Here is a 19,954-nt window from a genome sequence, read left to right as displayed (position 1 = left end):
AGTATAGAAACCGGAAAAGCGTCAGACGGTAATCTGTTGTTAACAATCATCCGATGGCGTCGTTATTCGTCCTGACGCTTGGGTTCCATCAACTGCTCCGGGGTGCCCGGGGGAGCGGCCAGTGTTTCTTGTGGCGGCAACTGCAGATGCCAGCCTTGCGTGCGCAGGTGCTGCATCACCACCTCTGCGTCTTCGTGCGGGAGGCGGCGCTCCGGATGCAGTTCCACTTCGAGTACGAAACGCAGATCGCCCAGCAGCAGCGCCAGGGACGCCGGCAGTATGTCGAAGTGGTCTCTGCGATCCAGCCATACGTACGTATCGGCCTTGCGCTGGCTGGCGTAGACGAAGCAATGCATGGCTATGCCCGCGAAAAGTCGTAAGGGGCAGGAAGGTTAGCAGGGCGGGAATCGGGAATGGCGAATAAGGAACAGCGCATTGCGCTAGCTTTCAGTCTTGCATGCTTGTCCTTCGATCTTTCCATCCCGGTGCCCCTGCCAGCCCATGCTGCAACCGCACTTGCGTGCCCGTGCCTGAGCCGGCAGAGTGCCCGCCAGGGGTATCAAACGCGCGTATGAATTTCTGTTCGGCCCCGCTATGACCCGAGCCGAGGGGGCGTGCAGCCTTCCGGCAAGACCCGGCCTTCCGGGCCGGACTCGTCACCAAAAGAAAAGCAGGAGCAAACGATGCACATGTCCTTTCGTAACACCGTCCATGGTGGCCGTCCGTTCGCACTGGCCGCGCTGGGGCTGGCTATTGCCGGCGCCCTGGCAGCGCCGCAGCAGGCCCACGCCAGTTCGTTCCAACTGAAGGAAGACAGTGCGCAGTCGATGGGCCGTGCCTACGCCGGTTCCGCGACGGCTGGCGGTGACGTTTCCGTGGTGGCCAATGCACCGGCAGCGATGAGCGATCTGAAGGGTACCTATTTCGAAGCCGACGTCACTGCTATCAATTTCAGCACCACCTTCACTGGCAGCGCCCATGACGTGCTGGGCAGCCCGATCAGCGGCGGCAACGGCGGCGACGCCGGCACCACTTTACCGGTGCCTTCGTTCTTCTTCGCCACCCAGGTCACCGACCGTCTGCACCTCGGTGCCGCGGTGACCGTGCCGTTCGGCTTCAAGACCACCTATGACAATAACTGGGTCGGCCGTTACAACTCGATCTACTCCAAGTTCGAGTCGCTGGACGGCACCATGTCTGCCTCGTTCGATGTCACCGACAACTTCAGTGTTGGTGCCAGCGCCATTGCCCAGCGCACCACCGCGACGTTGACCAATGCCATCAACTTCTCCAGCGTGGCACTCGGTTTGATCGGCCCTGGCACGGCCTCGAACCTGCCGGTCAACGAGGTTTATGGACTGGTGCCGCCAGGTACCGACGGCCAGGCGCGCATTACCGGCAGCAGCTGGGCGTGGGGCTGGCAGCTGGGCGCCTATTGGAAGCTTGATCCGCAGGACCGCTTCTCGTTCAACTATCGCTCCAAGATCAGCCATCGCTTGCAGGGCACGGCCAATTTCGATGTACCGCAGAACGTGCAGGTACTGGTTGGCGAACTTGCGCCGGCACTGGGCCTGAGCGCCAGCCAGCTGCCGTTCCAGCACACCAGCGGCACGGCCGAATTCACCACGCCGGCCGAAGCCACCGCCAGCTATTGGCACCAGGAAGACAAATTCGGTTTCGGCGCCGATGTGTCGTGGACCGGGTGGGATGTGTTCAAGAACCTCACGGTGAATTACGGCAACCCGTCGCAGCCGTCCACCACGCAGGAATTTAATTGGCATAACTCCTGGTACTTCGCAGTCGGTGGCGACTACTACCTCACCGACAAGCTGACCCTGCGCGCCGGCTTGGGCTACGACACCACGCCGACGACGGCTGCCTATCGCGAGCCGCGCGTGCCGGATGAAACCCGCAAGCTGCTGTCGGTGGGTCTGGGCTACAAGGCCACCGAGCACTTCTCGATCAATGCCTCGTACGCGCATATCTTTGTCAATCGGGCGGCGATCAATGGCGCGGTTAGCGCGACCGATGATGTGCTCACGGGTTCGTCTGATGATGAAGGCAATCTGTTTGCCTTGTCGGCGATCTACAAGTTCTGATCCGCTTGTGTGCATAAAGCGCCGGGAGCCCAGGCTCCCGGCGCTTTTGTTTTGATGGTGGTCAGTGGCGAATAATCGCAATCACGATTTCCACCACGATCAATACGATGATCGCCAGCTCCAGCAGTTCTGCGCGTTTTCCCGACGCTTCTTCGTAAAGCGCGGCATACGTATCCCGGATGATCGCCAGCTTGCGATCCACCGCAGCACTGACATGGCGCACGCGGAACAGATCCAGTGCCGCGGCGTAGACGCGAGCCAGATAGACATCCTCGGTGACCTGCAGGGCGTTATCGACCTTTTCGGTAATCTCGGTGACTTCCGCCACCAGGGTGTACAGCTTGCGCGCCAGATCGGCGAAGTGACGTGCCCCAGCTCCTAACGGATTGCCGGCATGGTAAGCAGCCTCGACCATGTCGTACATGCGCGGCAACTCGGCATCGAGCAACTCGTCGTAGAAGCGCATTTCCAGCAGCTGCGCGTTGGCGACCTCAAGAATGTCGGTTACGTCAGAATCGCCACGCGGTTCGTAGATGAAAGCGCGGTCCCAGGTAATGACGACCAGGTCATCCGCGTAATAAGAGAACCGTTGCTGCAATAAATCCCTGCGCGCCTGCTCCGACAGAGGACGCTGCTCGCCCGAGAGCAGCGGTACCAGATCGATACGTTCATGCATCGCGCTCACCGGTATCGTCTCGTCGAAGGCGTGCACGATACCCAGCAGATAATCTTCGTGCAGGGAGGCGGGGCTGGGTTTCGTCAACGCGGGAAGCAGTGCTGCGCGAACGTGCTCCAGCAATTGCGTCCATACCGCGCTGTCGGCCCCGGGGCCCAATAGTGCATCTACCGCGTTCACCAATTGCGAGAACGAAATCCAACTGCAGGACGTGACCGGAATCTGTACCGAAAAGGCCACTGCACCGAAATCGTAGAGCCGCACGGTGGCATCGGCCCGGTAGGTCGTGCCAAGCAGTGGGAGATCGAGCGGGTCCAGCCGCAGCACAACCGGAGGAACGCCAAAGGCCATCGCTTTCGGAGGCGTGCTGGCAAGTTTGCTGCGTATCGCAGCAGGACGCTGTTGTTGATGCCACAGCGCTTCTGCGCTCGACAAGTCGATAGCATCAGCCATATCGACCAGATGCATCGCGATCACGACGGCCGATTGAACGTTGGGTTGCTCGTACGGCATGCACATACACCCAGGAAAGCGTCAACGCGTACACATACCCTATCCGAGCTACATGACTCCGTCGAGGCAAGCGACGTGACAGTTTGAATTTTTATTCAACCGTTACGTCGTGTAGGTTGGGTTGGCGTGCAACCCGACCATGCGTCTAGCCCCTGCGCAGCAAAATCTCCAGCAATTGCCGAAAGCGCTTGCCATACGGTGGATTGAACAGCTTTACACCATTGAGGCGGGCTTGCCGGAACACAGGCTTCATGTGCGAGAACGTGCGGAAACCCGCTTCGCCGTGATAACCGCCCATGCCGGAAGGCCCCACGCCCCCGAAGGGCAACTGATGCTGGGCGATGTGATAGATCGTGTCGTTGAGCGTGACGCCGCCCGCATGCGTACGGGTAAGCACTTGATTGATACGTGCCTGATCCTGCTCGAACAAGTACAGCGCGAGTGGGCGAGGATGACCGGCGACATAATCAATGGCTTGGTCCAGCGTGTCGTAAGGCACTAGCGGCAACAGCGGGCCGAAGATTTCCTCCTGCATGACCGGCATGTCGTCATTCACGCCGATCAGCAAGGTGGGTGTGAGCATGCGTCGCTCAGGACGATCCGCGGCGCCGCTCAGCACTTCGCTGCGCGCACCGGCGTTCACGGCGCGATCACGCAGATCCACCAGGCGGCGATAGTGGCGATCGGTAGCAATGCTGGCGTATTGCCGGTTGTTGGCGAGATCAGGATACAGGCGTGCGGTGATCTCCCGTGCGGCAGCGCTGAAACGCGCCACGTCTGCGCGCGGTAGCAGCACATAGTCGGGCGCGATGCAGGTTTGTCCGGCGTTGATCAGCTTGCCCAGCACGATGCGTTCCACCGCATGTTCGAAACGCGCACCAGGCCCGATGATGGCGGGCGACTTGCCGCCGAGTTCCAGCGTGACCGGCGTGAGATTGGCAGCGGCCGAACGCATCACGTGATGGCCGACGGTGGTCGAGCCGGTAAACAGCAGATGATCGAACGGCAGTGCCGCGAACGTTTGCGCCACCGCCGCATCACCATTGACCACCATGACCTCATCGGGCTGGAAGTGGCGTGCGATCAGCTCTGCGAAAAGCTGCGAAAAGCGCGGCGTGTATTCGCTCATCTTGATCATCGCGCGATTGCCGGCGGCGAGCGCATCGATCAGCGGACCTGCAGCGAGAAACAATGGATAGTTCCAGGGCACGATGATGCCCACCACACCCAGCGGCTGCGGACGTAATTCGATGCCCGCCGGCAGAAAGGCCAGGCTCGCCATGCCGCGCCTGGCCTTCATCCAGCGGCGCCCATGGCGTAGTGCATGGCGAATCGCAGACAGACTGGGAAACACTTCCAGCATGTCGGTTTCTTCGCGCGGCCGGCAACCGAAATCCACGTTGATCGCGAGGGCGATTTCTTCGCGGTGCTGGCTGATAACCGCTTCCAGTGCGCGCAGACGACGCGCGCGGGTCGGCCAGTCCGGCAGCGGATCGCGCGCCTGTACGGTGCGCAGGCGCTGCAGTTCAGTGGCGAGATCGAGTCGGTCAGGCTGGTTCATCAGAGTTTCGCTCGCAATGCCACGCCATGGGTGTGCGGTGGCGTCATGGTGGCATACGGTGTGACGAAATCCTTGGTGCTAATGCAAGACCACGCAATCCCCCGATTGCGCGGCGATCCACGCCTTGATCAACGCAAGCCCTTCCTTATGCACGGTGCTGCGCCCGATCTCCGGCATCATCGTGCCGGGCTCGGCCGAGCCAAGGCGGTAAGGCACAATCGAATCGTCCGGATGGCCAGGCACGATGTCGAACAGGTGATCGCCGGTGCCTTGTCCTGCCGCCGTCGGCGGTTTGCAGATGCCGATATGGCGATCTTCGGGCGTACTGATATCCAGCGTCAGCCCAGTGGTATTCGCTGCACCCTTCGGGTTGTGGCAATGGCCGCAGTTGATGTCCAGATAAGCGCGGGCACGTGCGTCAAACGAAGCATGCGTATCCATCCAGTTCGCATTGCGCGGTGCATCTGCAGGCGCCGGTGCGCCGGTGAGGTAACCCACGCGCGTAAGATGGACAAGTTCGTTTTCATCGCCATCGGCATAGGGGTAACTACGATTGAGATGACGCGCTTTCGGGCCGATCGGCTGCAGTGCACGCGTGGTCCAGTCGTGTGCGTGACAACTGACGCATTGGCTTTGATCCGGTACCACGTAATTGAAGTTCTCGCGTTCGCCATCGTCGCCGACCAGGGTCAAGGCCTGCACGTCGCCAGTGCGAGCGAGCATCGCGTCAGTCTGGTCGGCGTTCCAGACATAGGGAATGGCCACCCAACCATCTTTGCGCCGTACCAGCAGGCGCGTTTCGATCAGATGGATGTTGGCGAGCTCCAGGCCTTGTCCTGGTCCGGCGAAATCGCGGCTGGTGTCATACGTACGTGCTACATCCGTAGCATGGCGCGCTCCATCCTTGGGCAACGGATAGAAGAAGGTCTTGCTGATGATCGTGCCTACTGGAAAGTCGAAGGTGTCCGTGGGGTTGTATTTGGCTGACGTGCTCTTGGGCATCCAGATCGTGCGCAGCTTGTGTGCGTAATCGGTAAACAACGGCGTATTGAGTTCGTACGGCACCACACCCTGGTTCATCTGCAACATGCCGTCGCGCGCTTCCACCACATGCCAATCACTGAGCTTCGACGGATAGCCATCATCGTGAAAGGCCACCGGCTGCATGCCGTGCTGGCAAGCAGTCAGGTTCGCCAGTGCGATCAGCAGTATCCATCCGCGCACCCACATCTTTATCGACATCAGCGACGCTCTCAGACTTTCGGTTCCGGATTCAGCGCAACGGGCGGCAGCTTAGGCAGGCTGCACTGGAAAGGCTTGGTGTCGGTGGTGGGATTCTTGTAACCGTGTGGGCCGTCGGCATCGAGCACGCCGTTGGCATCCTGGATGCAGATGCGATCGTCCGGCGATGGACTGCTCGCCTGGTCTTTGGGGTCGACATAGCCATCCCACAGCACATCAGGGAAGCTGCCATTGATACCGTATACGGCGGCTTTCAAGGTTTTTAGCGCGAGACCATCCGGCGAGTTGCCGCCACCTTTGAAGCGATTGCTGTAGACGTAGATTCCTTTCGGATAGGGGTTGTAATCGGCCGCTACACCAAGCTTGTTGTAGTAATTGGTGGAGAAATAGCTGGAGATGATGACGTTGGCCGTCTGATTGTCAGCCACGTCATTATCGAAGATCTCCACCTTGTCGTTGGAATTCACCACGACGCCTGAGCCTGCTGGCACACTGGCCACCGCCGCACCTTTCCTGGCGAAATTGGCCGTGTTGTTGGCAAACACCTTGTTATGGAACACGCGCGTGGCGTGGCCTGCCTGCGAAAGATTCGGCATGTTGAAAACCAGGATGCCGCCGGTGTTTTTCGTTGCGGTGTTGTCGTACACATCGGCATTCACCGAGTTCTCGATCTCGATGCCAGCCACGTTCTGCTCGGCGCGATTGCGTCGCACGACGATGGTGTTCGACTGCCCCACATAGATGCCGGCATCGGATGCACCGATCACGACCGAATCTTCCACCAACACGTTTTGCGTCTTCACCGGATACAGGCCGTAGGCACCGTTGGTGCTCTTGGGGCCGTCCGTCCATTCAATACGCAAACCATGAATGGTGATGTTCCTGCCCTGGTTGATCTTCAGCGCATCGCCCATCGTGTCTTCGATGGCGAGGTTCTCGATGGTGAAATCGTCCGCATTCACTAGCAGGCCTTCGGGGCCGACGATCTGTCCTTTGAACGACAGCACGGTCTTGTCCATGCCTGCGCCACGGATGGTCACGCCATTCGTGCGCAAGCTCAAACCGCGCTTGAGTGTGTAGTGGCCTGCAGGAATGTCGATCACGCTGCCAGGTTTGGCATCCAGCAGTCGTTGTTCCAGCTTGCTCTCGAAGGAAGCGTCATTCTGGCTTTGCGCTGCGTTCTCCTGATGCCCGCAGGCAGGCAGCAGCAATGAAAGGGCCATCAAGATATGGATCTTGCGCATGCCGGCATATCTCCCCTCGCGCCATACGAGTGCGTACCTATGCACTGTCCCGCAAGCTGCTCAAGAGAGGGAGGGCAAAAGGGACGGGGATGGGGGGTAAATCGGCCAGCCTGCGGAGATGGTGACCAGCCGGCGGTTATGTCGGGCAAGCGCTGAGCGCGGTGATCCGGCGGCTGATCCACCACGTCCAGCCTTGAAGCATGTTTAAGACTGTCTTGCCGAGATATCGCTACTTCGGTTCAAGCCATGCCTCTATCTTGAACATCCATCAACGATAAGTGAGGAGGCAGCCATGCGTTCTCGTTGGGTTGGACGCTGGTTTGGGCAAGGCGACGGCGGTGGATTTGCCCCCGACAGGCGCCGCGCGAATGGGCAGGTGATGGGCGGAGCCGGCAAAGGCCGACAAGCTCAAGGTCCCCAGGTTATCCGTGCAAAATCGTCGCGCATTTGCCTTGGTATTGGCGACGGCAGCGTGCATCGGCAATAAGCATAAAAAAGCGCACCGCAAATGCGGTGCGCTTGAGTTTGTCTGGTGATTATCAGCGTGCGCCGCCGCCCGCGTACAGGCGCTCACCCGTCAACCAATACGAATCGTCGGAAGCCAGGAACACGGCAATCGAAGCGATGTCGTTCGGCTGGCCAATGCGGCCAAGCGGCGTGCTGGCCAACGCGTATTTTTCGAAGTCACCGCCGATCGCGCCGGCGGCATGGGTGCCCTCGGTTTCCACCATGCCCGGGTTGAGCGCGTTCACGCGAATCTTGCGTGGTCCCAGCTCTTTCGACAGCACGCCGGTGATGGCATCCACGGCACCTTTGGTGGCCGTGTACACGACAGTGTTCGCGGGCACGATGCGCGATACCAGCGAGCCGACATTGATGATGCTGGCGCCTTCACCAAGGTGTTTCACAGCCGCCTGGGTGGTAAGCAGCAGGCCGCGCACGTTTACGTTGAATTGCCGGTCGTAATGCTCCTCCGTGATCCCTTCGATCGGTGCGAATTCGTAAACACCCGAGTTATTCACAAGAATGTCGAGACGGCCGTAGTGCTTGACGGCCCCATCCACAATCGCCTGCGCGTCGGCAGCTTTCGAAACATCGCCCTGCACGGCAACGGCCTTGCCGCCCGCCTTCACGATGTCACTGACCACGGCATCCGCGCCCGTCTTGCTGGAGGCGTAATTGACGACGACCGACGCGCCTTCCGCCGCCAAAGCCTTGGCGATGCCGGCACCGATGCCTTTGGATGCGCCCGTAACGATGGCGACCTTACCTTTCAGCTTGCTCATGGAATGTGTCCTGATGGGAGTGAGGGAGTTCTGAAATCCGGTAGTTCGTAACTTATGAACTATAGAACTAGAAATCAAGTGCCGATAAAATGCACACCATGCGGCCGCTGATTCACCCATCCATCGAGGACATCACCGTCGAGGGCATCCTCCACGCCCTGTCCGACCCCGTGCGCGCCGCCATCTACGCCGAACTGGCCGTCTCCAGCGGCGCTACCTGTTCCAACTTCCTCAAGATCAGTGATCGCGACATTCCCAAGTCCACGCTATCGCAACATTTTCGCGCGTTGCGTGAAGCGGGCCTGATCCGCAGCGAGCGGCAAGGTGTGGAGATGCGCAATACCACGCGCTGTGCGGAGATTGAGCAGCGGTTTCCTGGGCTGATCATCTCGATCATGAAAGCGCATCAGATCCAGGCGGCTGAGCGTTTGCGTTCGGTTAAGCACAAGCCGAACAATAAATCTCGAACTGGATAAGGTTTGGCTGCAACACGCGTCGTTGAAATTTTTTAGTGGTGATGCGCCGCGCATAAGGCCGCCGCAATCCCTGCGTTACCGTGACAGCATGTGTGTGACGTATTGATTGAGGCTGACGCCTTCAATCCTTGCTTTACGGGCGAGACGAGCATGCAACGAGCGCGGCACGCGCACGACGAATTTGCCGCTATAGGATTCGAGCGGTTCTACAGTGGACGGAGGCGGAATGACATGTCCTGCGGCCGTGGCAGCCTCAATCCATGCATTGATAGCGTGTTTGACTTCACGCGCAGCATCGCTTTCGGTGGCTCCCCATGCAGAACACCCCGGAAGATCGGGTACCTCAGCGATGTAACCCTCATCTTCTTCAGACCAAAAGATTTCGATGGCGTAGTGGTTCATGATTTGTCTCCGTACTTCTCGATCATCGCGCCGAGTTGGCGAGCCTGGTAGGGCGGCAGAAACCCACCACGATTTTGAAAATTCAGGCCCACGGGTTCATCTGCTCTGACAAATGCGCGATGCGACCCACTGCCGCCACTGTGCACAAAGCCAAGAAGTTCAGCAGCCTTGCAGGCTTCGCTGAAACGAACCTGCTTCGGATTGGCGAGAATGGATGCGAGAAGCTTGGCTTTCGTGTTCATACCCGAATTGATACTAAATATAGTATCACTTGCGGGATAGGCCAAGACTGAATTTCAGGGCAGGCTTCGTCGCGCAACCTTGGGCGGCATCCCCGTCCAACGCTTGAACGCACGGCGAAACTCGCGCGGATCACTAAAGCCAAGCTCGATACCAATTTCCGCCACGCTCAATTGACCCGCGTGCAGCAGTTCCAATGCGCGTTCGGCGCGAACGCGATCATGAATTTCGCGGAAGATGCGTCCGCTTTCGGCGAGCCTGCGGCGCAGCGAGCGCTCGCTGAGGTGCAGGGTACGTGCAACTTCGGTGAGCTTGGGGTGTTCGCGCAGGCGACTGCGCAGTAGGCGTTCGACGGAGACGACGATTTCGTCGGAAGCGCTGGTGCCGCGCAGTTGCTGGTGGCACAGCGTCAATGCCTGGCGGGAAACCAGCGGGTTGTAGCCGGAAAGCGGGTGTGCCAGCCAGTTCGCGTCCACCACGATGCGATTGTGTTGCGCGCCGAAGCGCACGTCGCACTGAAATGTTTCGCCGTATTCGGCTGCGTAAGCGGGGGGCGGGTAGGTGAATTCCATGCGTATCGGCGTGATCTTTGCGCCTACCAGTTCGCGCGCGATGGCCAGGCAACTGGCGAACAATTCTTCGCACAGGAATGGCAGCAATTCGATTTCGCCGTAGCGTGGCCATGCCTGCACGCCGACGGTTTGCGCATCTACCGCGACGAAGTCCACGTCGAGCAGGCTGCCGCAGATTTTGTGGTTTTCGATACCGGCACTCATGGCCTCGCCGAAATTGCGCGAAGTCATCATCGCCAGGCCAAGCAATCCGAAACTGCCGATGGTTTCGTTGCGGCCGATCAGCAGGCCCAGCGCGGGATGGCGTATCGCTCGCAACGCGCGAGCAATCACCATGCGCGCCTGACGGTAGGAAACACGCAGACCAGGGTCGTTGATCTGCTGACGGGTGATGCCTAGTCCGGTAAACCAAGGCTCGCTGGCAATGCTGTGGCGGGCGGCAAATTCGGTGAGATGGACCAGCACGTTGGGCGGGATGTCGGCAGCTTGCGCGCGCGGATCGGGCTCGATGGCCGCTGAAGCCGCCCGCCGTGTGTCGCGTACTTCGAATGCCGTTTGTGACATGTCGAACCTTTCCCCCGTGCCAACCTAGATGGCGCAGGAGTTCGTTCTAGCACGGGTGGGACCGGGGTGGTTGGCGCGGCGCACAAGTCCACTGAATTCACGGGGCAACGCCGCACGCGCACAGACTAGGGCGAGGGAGGTTTTCCATTCGGCGCTTGTGCCGACGCTGCTGCGCGTTTCCATTGCTCGACCCAACTGCCGAGGTCGGCCAGGCGCTTGGCAGGATCATCCTGCATGGACATGCCAACGGCTGAGCCGGCCACCCGGCCGGCCGGGTCGAGCAGCATCAAGGTGGGGTAGATGCCTACGCCCAACGTATCGGTGAGTGCTTGGCCGTGATACAGCACATTCCAGTCCAGGCCGCGCTCCTTTACGAACTGGCGCGCGGTGTCGGCATTTTCATAGGTTATAGCGACGAAATTCATATCGCCGTGCTCGAGCGCATAGGCATTGAGCGTGGGTACTTCGGCGATGCATGGCGCGCACTCGGCGAAGAAGAAGCTGACCAAGGTGTAGTGGCCGTGGAAGTCGCTCAGCCGTTGCGTGCTGCCTCGCAATGATGGCAATTCAAACGGAGGAAAGGTGTCACTGCGACCGAAGGCAAAGCGGCCTGGCTCACCCGCACGAGCGCCGGCTGGGCGCAAGCGCAGCACAGCCATGCCGGCCTCAGTATCGTGAGTGATGCTGTAGTGGCGGCGGCCTTCGTGCATTTGTTGCGCGAAGTTGGTGTAGTCGATGGACTTGCCGTTGGCGTCGAGATAGTGGACTTGAGGTGTGGCGCCGAGATGTAGCGTGGCTACGAAGTGTTGTTCGTCTGAGCTGGGATTGGCCGCTTGTGCTGTGATTGCCAGCGAGAGTAGTGAGAGAAATATCGCTATTCGTCGCATCACGGATGCCTTTGATGGCCAGTACTGATGATGTTCGCGCAGACCGCTACGAATGTGCCGGCGCAATCGTAGGTTGGGTTAGCGCAGCGTAACCCAACGTATTCGCACGGCATGGTTGGGTTACGTTGCGCTAACCCAACCTACGCGATATATGCAGTTTTCTGGTGAGATTCGCCCTCTCTCCGGCGGGAGAGGGCGTGGACTGCGCGTTACTCGCCAATTGTGAGCAGCGAAGCATTACCACCCGCCGCCGTGGTGTTGATGGTAAGCGTACGCTCGGTCGCAAACTTCACCAGATAGTGCGGACCACCCGCCTTCGGCCCGGTGCCCGAAAGCGATTCGCCACCGAACGGCTGCACACCCACCACCGCGCCGATCTGGTTGCGGTTGACGTAGCAGTTGCCGACGCGTGCGTGACTACGGATGTATTCCACCGTGTCGTCGATGCGGCTATGCACGCCGAGGGTGAGGCCGTAGCCGGTGCGGTTGATCTGGTCGACGACCTGCGGCAGTTCGCTACCCTTCCAGCGGATCACGTGCAGCACGGGACCGAAGATTTCGCGCGTGAGTACATCGAGCGATGGAATCTCATAAGCACGCGGCGCGAAGAACGTGCCGTTGGCAGTGCTGGCCGGATCGAGCGTGGCCTCGGCGATCTTCTTTGCTTCCTTGTCCATGCGCGCGGCGTGGTCGACGAGAATTTTCAGCGCATCGTCGTCGATCACCGGACCCACGTCGGTGGACAGCTGGCCTGGATCGCCTACCTTCAGTTCGGCCATCGCACCACCGAGCATGCCGATCACCTTGTCGGCGATGTCTTCCTGCACGAACAGCACGCGCGCGGCGGAGCAGCGTTGGCCGGCGGATTGGAAGGCGGAGGCGATGACATCCTTCACGATCTGCTCGGGCAGTGCGGAGGAATCGGCGATCATCGCGTTCTGGCCGCCGGTTTCGGCAATCAGCGCGGCAATCTGCGCGTTGCGTGCGGCGAGTGCGCGGTTGATGGCCCACGCGGTTTCGGTGGAACCGGTGAAGGCGACGCCGGCCACGCGCGGATCTTTCGTCAACGCAGCACCCACGACGGCGCCGTCGCCCGGCAGGTATTGCAGCACATCAGCAGGCACACCGGCTTCGTGCAGTAGCTTCACCGCGACGTAGCCAATCAGTGTGGTTTGCTCCGCGGGCTTGGCGATCACGCTGTTGCCGGCGGCCAGCGCGGCGGATACCTGGCCGAGGAAGATCGCCAACGGGAAGTTCCATGGGCTGATGCACACGAACACGCCGCGTCCATTGAGGAACAACTGGTTGCTCTCGCCGGTCGGGCCGGGCAATTGCTCCGGATGGCCAAACAAGCGGCGCGCCATTGCAGCGTAATAGCGCAGGAAGTCTGCAGCCTCGCGGATCTCGGCGATCGAATCGGGCAGGCTCTTGCCGGCTTCACGCACGCACAACGCGATGAATTCACCGCGGCGCGCTTCAAGCTGGTCCGCAGCATGTTCCAAGATTGCGGCGCGGCTGGCAGCAGGCAGGCGATCCCAGCCCGGCTGCGCGGCAACGGCATTGGCCAGCGCCTTGTCGACCAGCGCGGCATCGGCGCTTACGTAGCTGCCTACGGCTTGGCGGCGATCGGCAGGATTGGTCACCTGCACGGTGGGGCCTTTGCTCTCCGCGCCGGCTACCAGCGGGCCGGCCGCCCATGTCGCGGACTTCGCGTTGACCGCCTCGGCGAGGGCCTTCAGTTCGTTGTCATTGGAGAAGTTGACGCCCATGGAGTTTTTCCTGGATACAAAATTTGAGTTCTGCGCAGGCGCAGAACTGTCACCGAATAAATTGACCGGCACAGGAATGCGCGGATGCGGAATGGAAGCGAAGCGGCGCACGGTCTCGCACGGATCAGCCACGAGATCGCGCACCGGCAGCGTTTCATCCACCACGCGATTCACGAAACTGGTGTTAGCACCGTTTTCCAGCAGGCGGCGCACCAGGTACGGCAGCAGATCTTCGTGGGTGCCCACCGGCGCATATACGCGGCAAGGCACGTTGAGGTTCTGCTTGCCGATCACCTCGGCATACAGATCCGTGCCCATGCCATGCAAGCGCTGGAATTCGAACGGACGTCCGCGCGAGATGTGATGCACGGCGGCAATCGAGTGCGCATTGTGCGTGGCAAACTGCGGATAGATCAGCTCGATGCCGGCATCGAACAGTTTGTGCGCGCAGGCGAGGTACGACACGTCGGTATTGGGCTTGCGCGTGTACAGCGGATAGCCGGACAGGCCCAGCTCCTGCGCGCGCTTGATTTCCGCATCCCAATACGCGCCTTTCACCAGGCGCACGTACCAGCGGCGGCCGCTGGCGCGCGCGGTTTCGATCAACCAGTCGATCACGAACGGCGTGCGCTTGGAGTACGCCTGCACCACGATGCCCAGACCATTCCAGCCCTGCAGGGATGGATGCGCAAACACATCGCCAATGATGTCCAGCGAGAGCTCAAGACGATCGGCTTCTTCCGCATCGACCGACAGCGCAATGCCTTGCTTCATCGCCAGCTGCGACAGTTCCAGCAGCTTGGCCGTGAGATCGCGGCGCGCACGCTCGCGATTGGCCACTTCGTAGCGCGGATGCAGCGCGGACAGCTTCACCGAAATCGACGGCGCATCCGTGTGATTGGCGAACGGACCGCGTGCACCGATGCGCGCGATGGCGTTGCGGTAATCCTGCTGGTAGCGCTCGGCGGTTTCCGCGGTGAGCGCGGATTCGCCCAGCATGTCGTAGGAGTAGCGGTAAGCGGCGTATTCGCCCTTGCTGCAGCGGTCCAGCGCTTCATCGATGGTGCGACCCATCACGAACTGATGGCCCATGATGCGCATGGCCTGGCGCACAGCGAGGCGGATGGCAGGTTCGCCTGCACGGCCGACCAGGCGGCGCAGCGCGCTGGTGAAATCCTGCCGGGTTTCCTCGGCCAGGTTCACCAGCTTGCCGGTGAGCATCAAGCCCCAGGTGGAGGCGTTGACGAACAGCGACTCGCTCTGCCCCAAGTGTTTCTTCCAGTTCGCATCGCCCAGCTTGTCGCGGATCAGTTTGTCCGCCGTGGCTTTGTCGGGGATGCGCAGCAAGGCCTCGGCCACGCACATCAGCAGCACGCCTTCCTCGCTGGAAAGATCGTACTGGCGCATGAAGGATTCCACCGCGCTCTGGTCCTTGGCGCGGGCGCGCACGCGGGTGACCAGGTCGGCAGCAAGGTCGATCACTTTTTCGCGCTCGACCGGCGGCAAGGTGGCCTGGGCGAGCAAGTCGTTGACGGCTTCCGTTTCGTCGCGCAGCCAGGCGGCGGTGATGCGCGCGCGGGCCGGCTCGACGCTGGTCGGCAATTCGGGGGTAAGAATGGGTTGGGTCACGATGGCGTGGCGCGTGGGAGGGGGAAGGGAAACAGGGAATGGCGAATTGTACGGGGGCGGCCAAGGCCGTGCATTCGAGCACTGCAGCAATCAGCGGGGAGGCTGCGCAGGCCGTGCAGGCTGGACGGGAACGTAGGTTGGGTTGGCGCAGCGTAACCCAACATTTCGAGGCGGCATCGTTGGGTTACGCTGCGCTAACCCAACCTACCGGCTCGTGGCGGCGCACGGCGCGATGCGTGAAAACACACGAGACAAATTGTCGCGCCCAGCATAGCGTTCAATGTTGCCCTCGTCCTTGCTCACCGCCATCTGCGCGGCCTATGATCGAACACGTTCCAGGCACGCCGGACTTCCATGATCGTGCTTCGACCAGCCCTCGGCGGCCTGCCGTGCGTGATGTGGCTTCGGCCCAATCGCGTACTCAGCCGGCGCGGCCTGCGTCAGCTCATCCTGGTGTTGGCTGCGCTGGCGTTGATAACGGCAGGTCTGGGAGCGTGGCAGGGCGATGTCTTCGCCCCGTTATTCGCCCTGATCGAGGCTTCCGCCGTAGCCATTGCCTTGAGCGTGGCTTGGCGGGCCGGCGACCGCAGCGAACGCATCACCCTCGACAATTCGTCGCTGGAGGTGCACACCCTGCCAGGTCGCCGTTGCACGCGTTTCCAACCGTATTGGGTGCGTGTGCTGCTGGAGTCAGGGGAGGGGCGTTACCGATTGTTGTTGTCGTCGCACGGACGCAAGCTGGAGGTCGGGGTTTTCCTCACCGATGAGGAACGCGCCGAGTTATTCCGGAAACTCAGGGCGTTGCTGGCTGACTTCCAGGCGCAACGCGGGTAGGTCCAACAAAGGTGCAAACATGACAGTTGGCGGCATCGGAAAGCACGGCATCCGGTTCAGGGGTTCGCAGCACTTCAGGCATGTCATCGGGGCGATGAGCGTCGCCGCCTCCAGTTTGTTCGCCAGCAGCGTGCTGGCCAACCCGCAGCCCGGCCAGTTGAACCTCACGCCTGGCGTGACGACGTATTCCGACGTTCCCTACATGCTCAACAACGTGGCGTTGGGCGTGTGCGTGGTGATCGGCATCCTGGTGTTCGGCGCGATGTTCATCGCCATGTTCCGCTTCCGCAAATCGCGCGGCGCGGTGCCGGAGAAGTGGTCGCACAACACCACCGTCGAAATCATCTGGACCGCCATTCCGGTGGTCATCCTCGTTTCCCTTGCATGGCTGGCCACCGATGGCTTGCGCAAGTTCTCCGATACCACCGGCGCGCAGATGACGGTGAAGGTCACCGGCTACCAGTGGAAGTGGCGTTACGACTACGTCGATTACCTCGGCAAGCCGGTCAGCCACGTCGGTTTCATGTCCAAGCTGGACGATCGCAGCAACGCCACCCGTCAGCTGGATTCCGGTCTCGATCCGTATGCCGTGAAGGTGGGTGACGAGAATACTTATCTGCTGGATGTCGATCATCCGCTGGTGGTGCCGGTCGATACCAAGATCCGCTTCGTGATCACCGCCGATGACGTGATCCATTCCTGGTTCGTGCCGGCGCTGGGCTGGAAGATGGATGCGATCCCGGGCGTGGTGAATGCCACGTGGACCAATATCAAGGTGCCTGGCGTGTATCGCGGTCAGTGCGCCGAGTTGTGCGGCCAGGATCATGGCTTCATGCCGATCGTGGTGAAGGCCGTGTCGAAGGAAGATTTCGTCAAGTGGTTGGCCGATCAGCAGAAGCCGGCTACGCCTGCACCGGCATCCACCGCGGCAGCACCCGCGCAGGCAACGGCGCAGGTTGCAACGAAACAGAACAATCAGGGTTGATCTCTCGGCTGCTTAAAAGCAGTTCACGACCGAAGCATTCATTGAGGTAGAGGTTCAAGGCTATGGCCCACGCAGCCACCCACGATGAGCACCACGACGAGCATCATGAGCACCAGAATTTCTTCCAGCGTTGGGTGATGTCCACCAACCACAAGGATATCGGCACGCTGTACCTGGTCTTCTCGCTGCTGATGTTCTTCATCGGCGGCAGCTTCGCGATGGTGATTCGCGCCGAGCTGTTCAAACCAGGCTTGCAGTTGGTGCAGCCATATTTCTTCAACGAAATGACCACCATGCATGCGCTGGTGATGATTTTCGGCGCGGTGATGCCGGCCTTCGTAGGCCTTGGCAACTGGATGATTCCGATGATGGTCGGTGCGCCGGACATGGCGCTGCCACGCATGAACAATCTGTCGTTCTGGATTCTGCCGTTTGCATTCGCGCTGATGCTGTCCACCTTGTTCCTGCCGGGTGGCGGTCCCGCCGGCGGCTGGACGATGTACCCGCCGCTGTCGCTGCAGAGCGCTTCGACCGCCTACGTGGTGTTTGCGATTCACTTGATGGGCATCAGCTCCATCATGGGCGCGATCAACATCATCGCTACCATTCTCAACATGCGCGCACCGGGCATGGACCTGTTGAAGATGCCGGTGTTCGTATGGAGCTGGCTGATCACGGCCTTCCTGCTGATCGCGGTGATGCCGGTGCTGGCCGGTGCGGTGACCATGCTGCTCACCGACAAGTATTTCAGCACGCACTTCTTCGATGCCGCCGGTGGCGGTGACCCGGTGCTGTTCCAGCACGTATTCTGGTTCTTCGGTCATCCCGAGGTGTACATCATGATCCTGCCGGCGTTCGGGATCATCTCGGAGATCATTCCCACTTTCGCGCGCAAGCCGATCTTCGGCTACAAGGCGATGGTGTTCGCGATTGCCTCGATCGCGTTCCTGTCGTTCATCGTATGGGCGCACCACATGTTCGCGGTGGGCCTGCCGTTGGGCGCAGAAATCTTCTTCATGTACGCGACGATGCTGATCGCGGTGCCGACCGGCGTGAAGGTATTCAACTGGGTTGCCACCATGTGGGGCGGCTCGATGACCTTCGAAACGCCGATGCTGTTCGCCATCGCGTTCGTCATCCTGTTTACCATCGGCGGTTTCTCCGGCCTGATGCTGGCGCTGGTGCCGGCGGATTTCCAGTATCACGACACCTACTTCGTCGTGGCGCACTTCCACTACGTGCTGGTCACTGGCGCGATCTTCGCGATCATGGCGGCCACGTATTACTGGATCCCGAAGTGGACCGGCAACATGTACAGCGAGTTCTGGGGCAAGGTGCACTTCTGGAACTCGGTGGTGTGGGTGAACGTGCTGTTCTTCCCGCAACACTTCCTCGGCCTTGCCGGCATGCCGCGCCGTATTCCGGACTACAACGTGGCCTTCGCCAACTTCAACATGATCAGCTCGATCGGCGGCTTCTTGTTTGGCGCCTCGCAGCTGATCTTCCTCAGCGTCATCATCCATTGCGTGTGGTTCTCCAAGAAGAAAGCCACCGATCGCGTGTGGGAAGGTGCTCGCGGGCTGGAGTGGACCTTGTCGTCGCCGCCGCCGCATCACAGCTTCACGATCGCGCCGGTGATTCACGACGAAGAACTGGCGCATGGCCACGTTGAGGATTGATCGGATGAAGCTCGATCATCGCTCGCTGGAATCGGATCAGGAACGACGCTTGCGTCGTGCGCGGCGCACAGCGAAAGTCGTCGGCATCGTCGCTTTCGTCGTGTTCGTGGTCTCGATCGCGCAGATGCTCTGGTTAAAACATCATCCGCAGGCACACGCGCAGGCAATCCAGGAAGCGCTCATGCAGTAACCCGCTGCGGCGGGGGAGAACGTAGGTCACCAGAACGTAGCTCATCAGGAACGTCTACGGGATACAGATCATGGGTCAGCAGCACGACATCTACTACGTACCGAGCAAGAGCCAGTGGCCGATCGTGGCCGCGGTGGTCATGTTCCTCACCGTGTTCGGTGCGGCGCATTGGCTCAATGCCGATCCGGACGAAACAGGCTTCGGCAAGACGCTGCTGCTGATCGGCTTCGTCGGCATTCTGTGCATGTTCTTCGGTTGGTTCCGCTCGGTGATTCACGAGTCGATGGCCGGAAGCTACAACACCCAGGTGGATCGCTCATTCCGCATGGGGATGATGTGGTTCATCTTTTCCGAGGTGATGTTCTTCGGCGCGTTCTTCGGCGCGCTGTTCTACATCCGCATGTTCTCGGTGCCGTGGCTAGGTGGCTACGGACATGGCGTGCTGACGCACCAGTACCTGTGGAGCGACTACGCGGCATCGTGGGGTGCGGGCGGTGGCAATGGCCCGGCGCATGTCGGTGGCGCCTTCCAGACCGTGGCGCCGTGGGGCCTGCCGCTGCTCAATACACTGATCCTGCTGAGCTCCAGCGTCACCGTGACCATCGCGCACCATGCGCTGAAAGCGGGGCATCGCGGCAAGGTACTGGCCTTCCTCGGCTTTACCGTGCTGCTGGGCGCGAGCTTCCTGTTCTGCCAGGCGCATGAGTACATGGAGGCCTACAAGGAACTCAACCTCACGCTCGGCTCCGGCGTGTACGGCTGCACGTTCTTCATGCTCACGGGTTTCCACGGCCTGCATGTGACGCTGGGTACCATCATGCTGGCCATCATCTGGCTACGCGTCCTGGCTGGCCACTTCAGCAAAGAGCACCACTTCGGCTTCGAGGCCGTGGCCTGGTATTGGCACTTTGTGGATGTGGTATGGCTGGGGCTCTTCATGTTCGTCTACATCCTCTGAGGCGTCGCTCATGTGGAGTAGATTGTTTTGTCTTACGTAGGCTGGGATGAAATCCCAGCTTTCTGGTGGCATCACGATGCCGGGATTGTCATCCCAGCCTGCGCGCTAAAGGTCGCAGCCACGCTGCCTGACAAAGCAGCCCGCTACA

General features: G+C 60.5%; 18 protein-coding genes. 7 read left to right on the top strand and 11 right to left on the bottom strand.

Translation table 11 applies throughout. The annotated features are described in order from the left end of the window. Positions 1–62 precede the first annotated feature (62 nt). Positions 63–356, bottom strand: a complete 294-nt coding sequence (locus tag IEX75_RS21420) for a YcgL domain-containing protein (protein ID WP_188797591.1) — start codon at positions 354–356, stop codon at positions 63–65. Between the two features lie 327 nt (positions 357–683). On the opposite strand from IEX75_RS21420, the gene IEX75_RS21415 reads away from it, so the two are divergent. Continuing rightward, positions 684–2,099 (top strand): OmpP1/FadL family transporter, encoded by a 1,416-nt coding sequence (locus IEX75_RS21415; protein ID WP_188797589.1) that lies wholly within the window; start codon positions 684–686, stop codon positions 2,097–2,099. A gap of 61 nt (positions 2,100–2,160) precedes the next feature. Here IEX75_RS21415 and IEX75_RS21410 read toward each other — a convergent pair whose 3' ends face one another. The 5 genes from IEX75_RS21410 to IEX75_RS21390 form a co-directional block, all read right to left on the bottom strand. Further along, positions 2,161–3,288, bottom strand: coding sequence for a hypothetical protein (locus IEX75_RS21410; RefSeq protein WP_188797587.1), 1,128 nt, complete (start codon positions 3,286–3,288; stop codon positions 2,161–2,163). A gap of 145 nt (positions 3,289–3,433) precedes the next feature. Continuing rightward, the gene (locus IEX75_RS21405; RefSeq protein ID WP_188797585.1) at positions 3,434–4,849 is read right to left on the bottom strand and encodes a coniferyl aldehyde dehydrogenase; all 1,416 of its coding nucleotides are present in this window, start codon (positions 4,847–4,849) and stop codon (positions 3,434–3,436) included. Positions 4,850–4,927: 78 nt separating this feature from the next. Beyond that, the gene (locus tag IEX75_RS21400; protein WP_229721010.1) at positions 4,928–6,091 is read right to left on the bottom strand and encodes an SO2930 family diheme c-type cytochrome; all 1,164 of its coding nucleotides are present in this window, start codon (positions 6,089–6,091) and stop codon (positions 4,928–4,930) included. 11 nt (positions 6,092–6,102) lie between these two features. Further along, entirely contained in the window at positions 6,103–7,335 is a 1,233-nt protein-coding gene (locus IEX75_RS21395) for a parallel beta-helix domain-containing protein (RefSeq protein WP_188797583.1), read from the bottom strand. 539 nt (positions 7,336–7,874) lie between these two features. Next, positions 7,875–8,621, bottom strand: coding sequence for a glucose 1-dehydrogenase (locus tag IEX75_RS21390; protein WP_188797581.1), 747 nt, complete (start codon positions 8,619–8,621; stop codon positions 7,875–7,877). A 98-nt stretch (positions 8,622–8,719) separates the two neighbouring features. Here IEX75_RS21390 and IEX75_RS21385 point away from each other — a divergent pair, with 98 nt between their 5' ends. After that, complete coding sequence (locus tag IEX75_RS21385) at positions 8,720–9,097, top strand: ArsR/SmtB family transcription factor (RefSeq protein WP_188797579.1); 378 nt, start codon at positions 8,720–8,722, stop codon at positions 9,095–9,097. Positions 9,098–9,172: 75 nt separating this feature from the next. Here the strand turns inward: IEX75_RS21385 and IEX75_RS21380 are convergent, their stop codons facing one another. From IEX75_RS21380 to putA, 5 genes are all read right to left on the bottom strand, one after another. Beyond that, a complete protein-coding gene (locus IEX75_RS21380; protein WP_188797578.1) occupies positions 9,173–9,499 on the bottom strand; it encodes a type II toxin-antitoxin system HicB family antitoxin in 327 nt (108 codons plus the stop codon). Next, positions 9,496–9,741: a type II toxin-antitoxin system HicA family toxin gene (locus tag IEX75_RS21375; RefSeq protein ID WP_188797577.1), complete on the bottom strand. Its 246-nt coding sequence runs from the start codon at positions 9,739–9,741 to the stop codon at positions 9,496–9,498. Before IEX75_RS21375 ends, IEX75_RS21380 begins: the two co-directional genes overlap by 4 nt. Positions 9,742–9,795: 54 nt before the next feature. Further along, a complete protein-coding gene (locus IEX75_RS21370) occupies positions 9,796–10,875 on the bottom strand; it encodes an AraC family transcriptional regulator (RefSeq protein WP_188797576.1) in 1,080 nt (359 codons plus the stop codon). Between the two features lie 125 nt (positions 10,876–11,000). Next, positions 11,001–11,762 (bottom strand): TlpA family protein disulfide reductase, encoded by a 762-nt coding sequence (locus tag IEX75_RS21365; RefSeq protein WP_188797575.1) that lies wholly within the window; start codon positions 11,760–11,762, stop codon positions 11,001–11,003. A gap of 209 nt (positions 11,763–11,971) precedes the next feature. Continuing rightward, complete coding sequence (gene putA, locus IEX75_RS21360; RefSeq protein ID WP_188797574.1) at positions 11,972–15,160, bottom strand: bifunctional proline dehydrogenase/L-glutamate gamma-semialdehyde dehydrogenase PutA; 3,189 nt, start codon at positions 15,158–15,160, stop codon at positions 11,972–11,974. A 396-nt stretch (positions 15,161–15,556) separates the two neighbouring features. Here putA and IEX75_RS21355 point away from each other — a divergent pair, with 396 nt between their 5' ends. From IEX75_RS21355 to IEX75_RS21335, 5 genes are all read left to right on the top strand, one after another. Continuing rightward, positions 15,557–15,994 (top strand): DUF2244 domain-containing protein, encoded by a 438-nt coding sequence (locus IEX75_RS21355; RefSeq protein WP_188797782.1) that lies wholly within the window; start codon positions 15,557–15,559, stop codon positions 15,992–15,994. A gap of 94 nt (positions 15,995–16,088) precedes the next feature. Next, positions 16,089–16,979, top strand: a complete 891-nt coding sequence (gene coxB / locus IEX75_RS21350; RefSeq protein ID WP_229721009.1) for a cytochrome c oxidase subunit II — start codon at positions 16,089–16,091, stop codon at positions 16,977–16,979. A 62-nt stretch (positions 16,980–17,041) separates the two neighbouring features. After that, on the top strand, positions 17,042–18,658 hold the full coding sequence (gene ctaD / locus IEX75_RS21345) for a cytochrome c oxidase subunit I (RefSeq protein ID WP_188797571.1): 1,617 nt from the start codon (positions 17,042–17,044) through the stop codon (positions 18,656–18,658). A gap of 4 nt (positions 18,659–18,662) precedes the next feature. Next, the gene (locus IEX75_RS21340; protein ID WP_188797569.1) at positions 18,663–18,848 is read left to right on the top strand and encodes a hypothetical protein; all 186 of its coding nucleotides are present in this window, start codon (positions 18,663–18,665) and stop codon (positions 18,846–18,848) included. A gap of 70 nt (positions 18,849–18,918) precedes the next feature. Beyond that, entirely contained in the window at positions 18,919–19,806 is an 888-nt protein-coding gene (locus IEX75_RS21335; RefSeq protein WP_188797566.1) for a cytochrome c oxidase subunit 3, read from the top strand. Positions 19,807–19,954 lie beyond the last annotated feature (148 nt).

It is taken from the genome of Dyella nitratireducens (assembly GCF_014642835.1).
Classification (GTDB): domain Bacteria; phylum Pseudomonadota; class Gammaproteobacteria; order Xanthomonadales; family Rhodanobacteraceae; genus Dyella_B; species Dyella_B nitratireducens.
The sequence above is the reverse complement of the archived record's forward strand: the minus strand, read 5'-3'. Positions and strand labels throughout refer to the sequence as shown.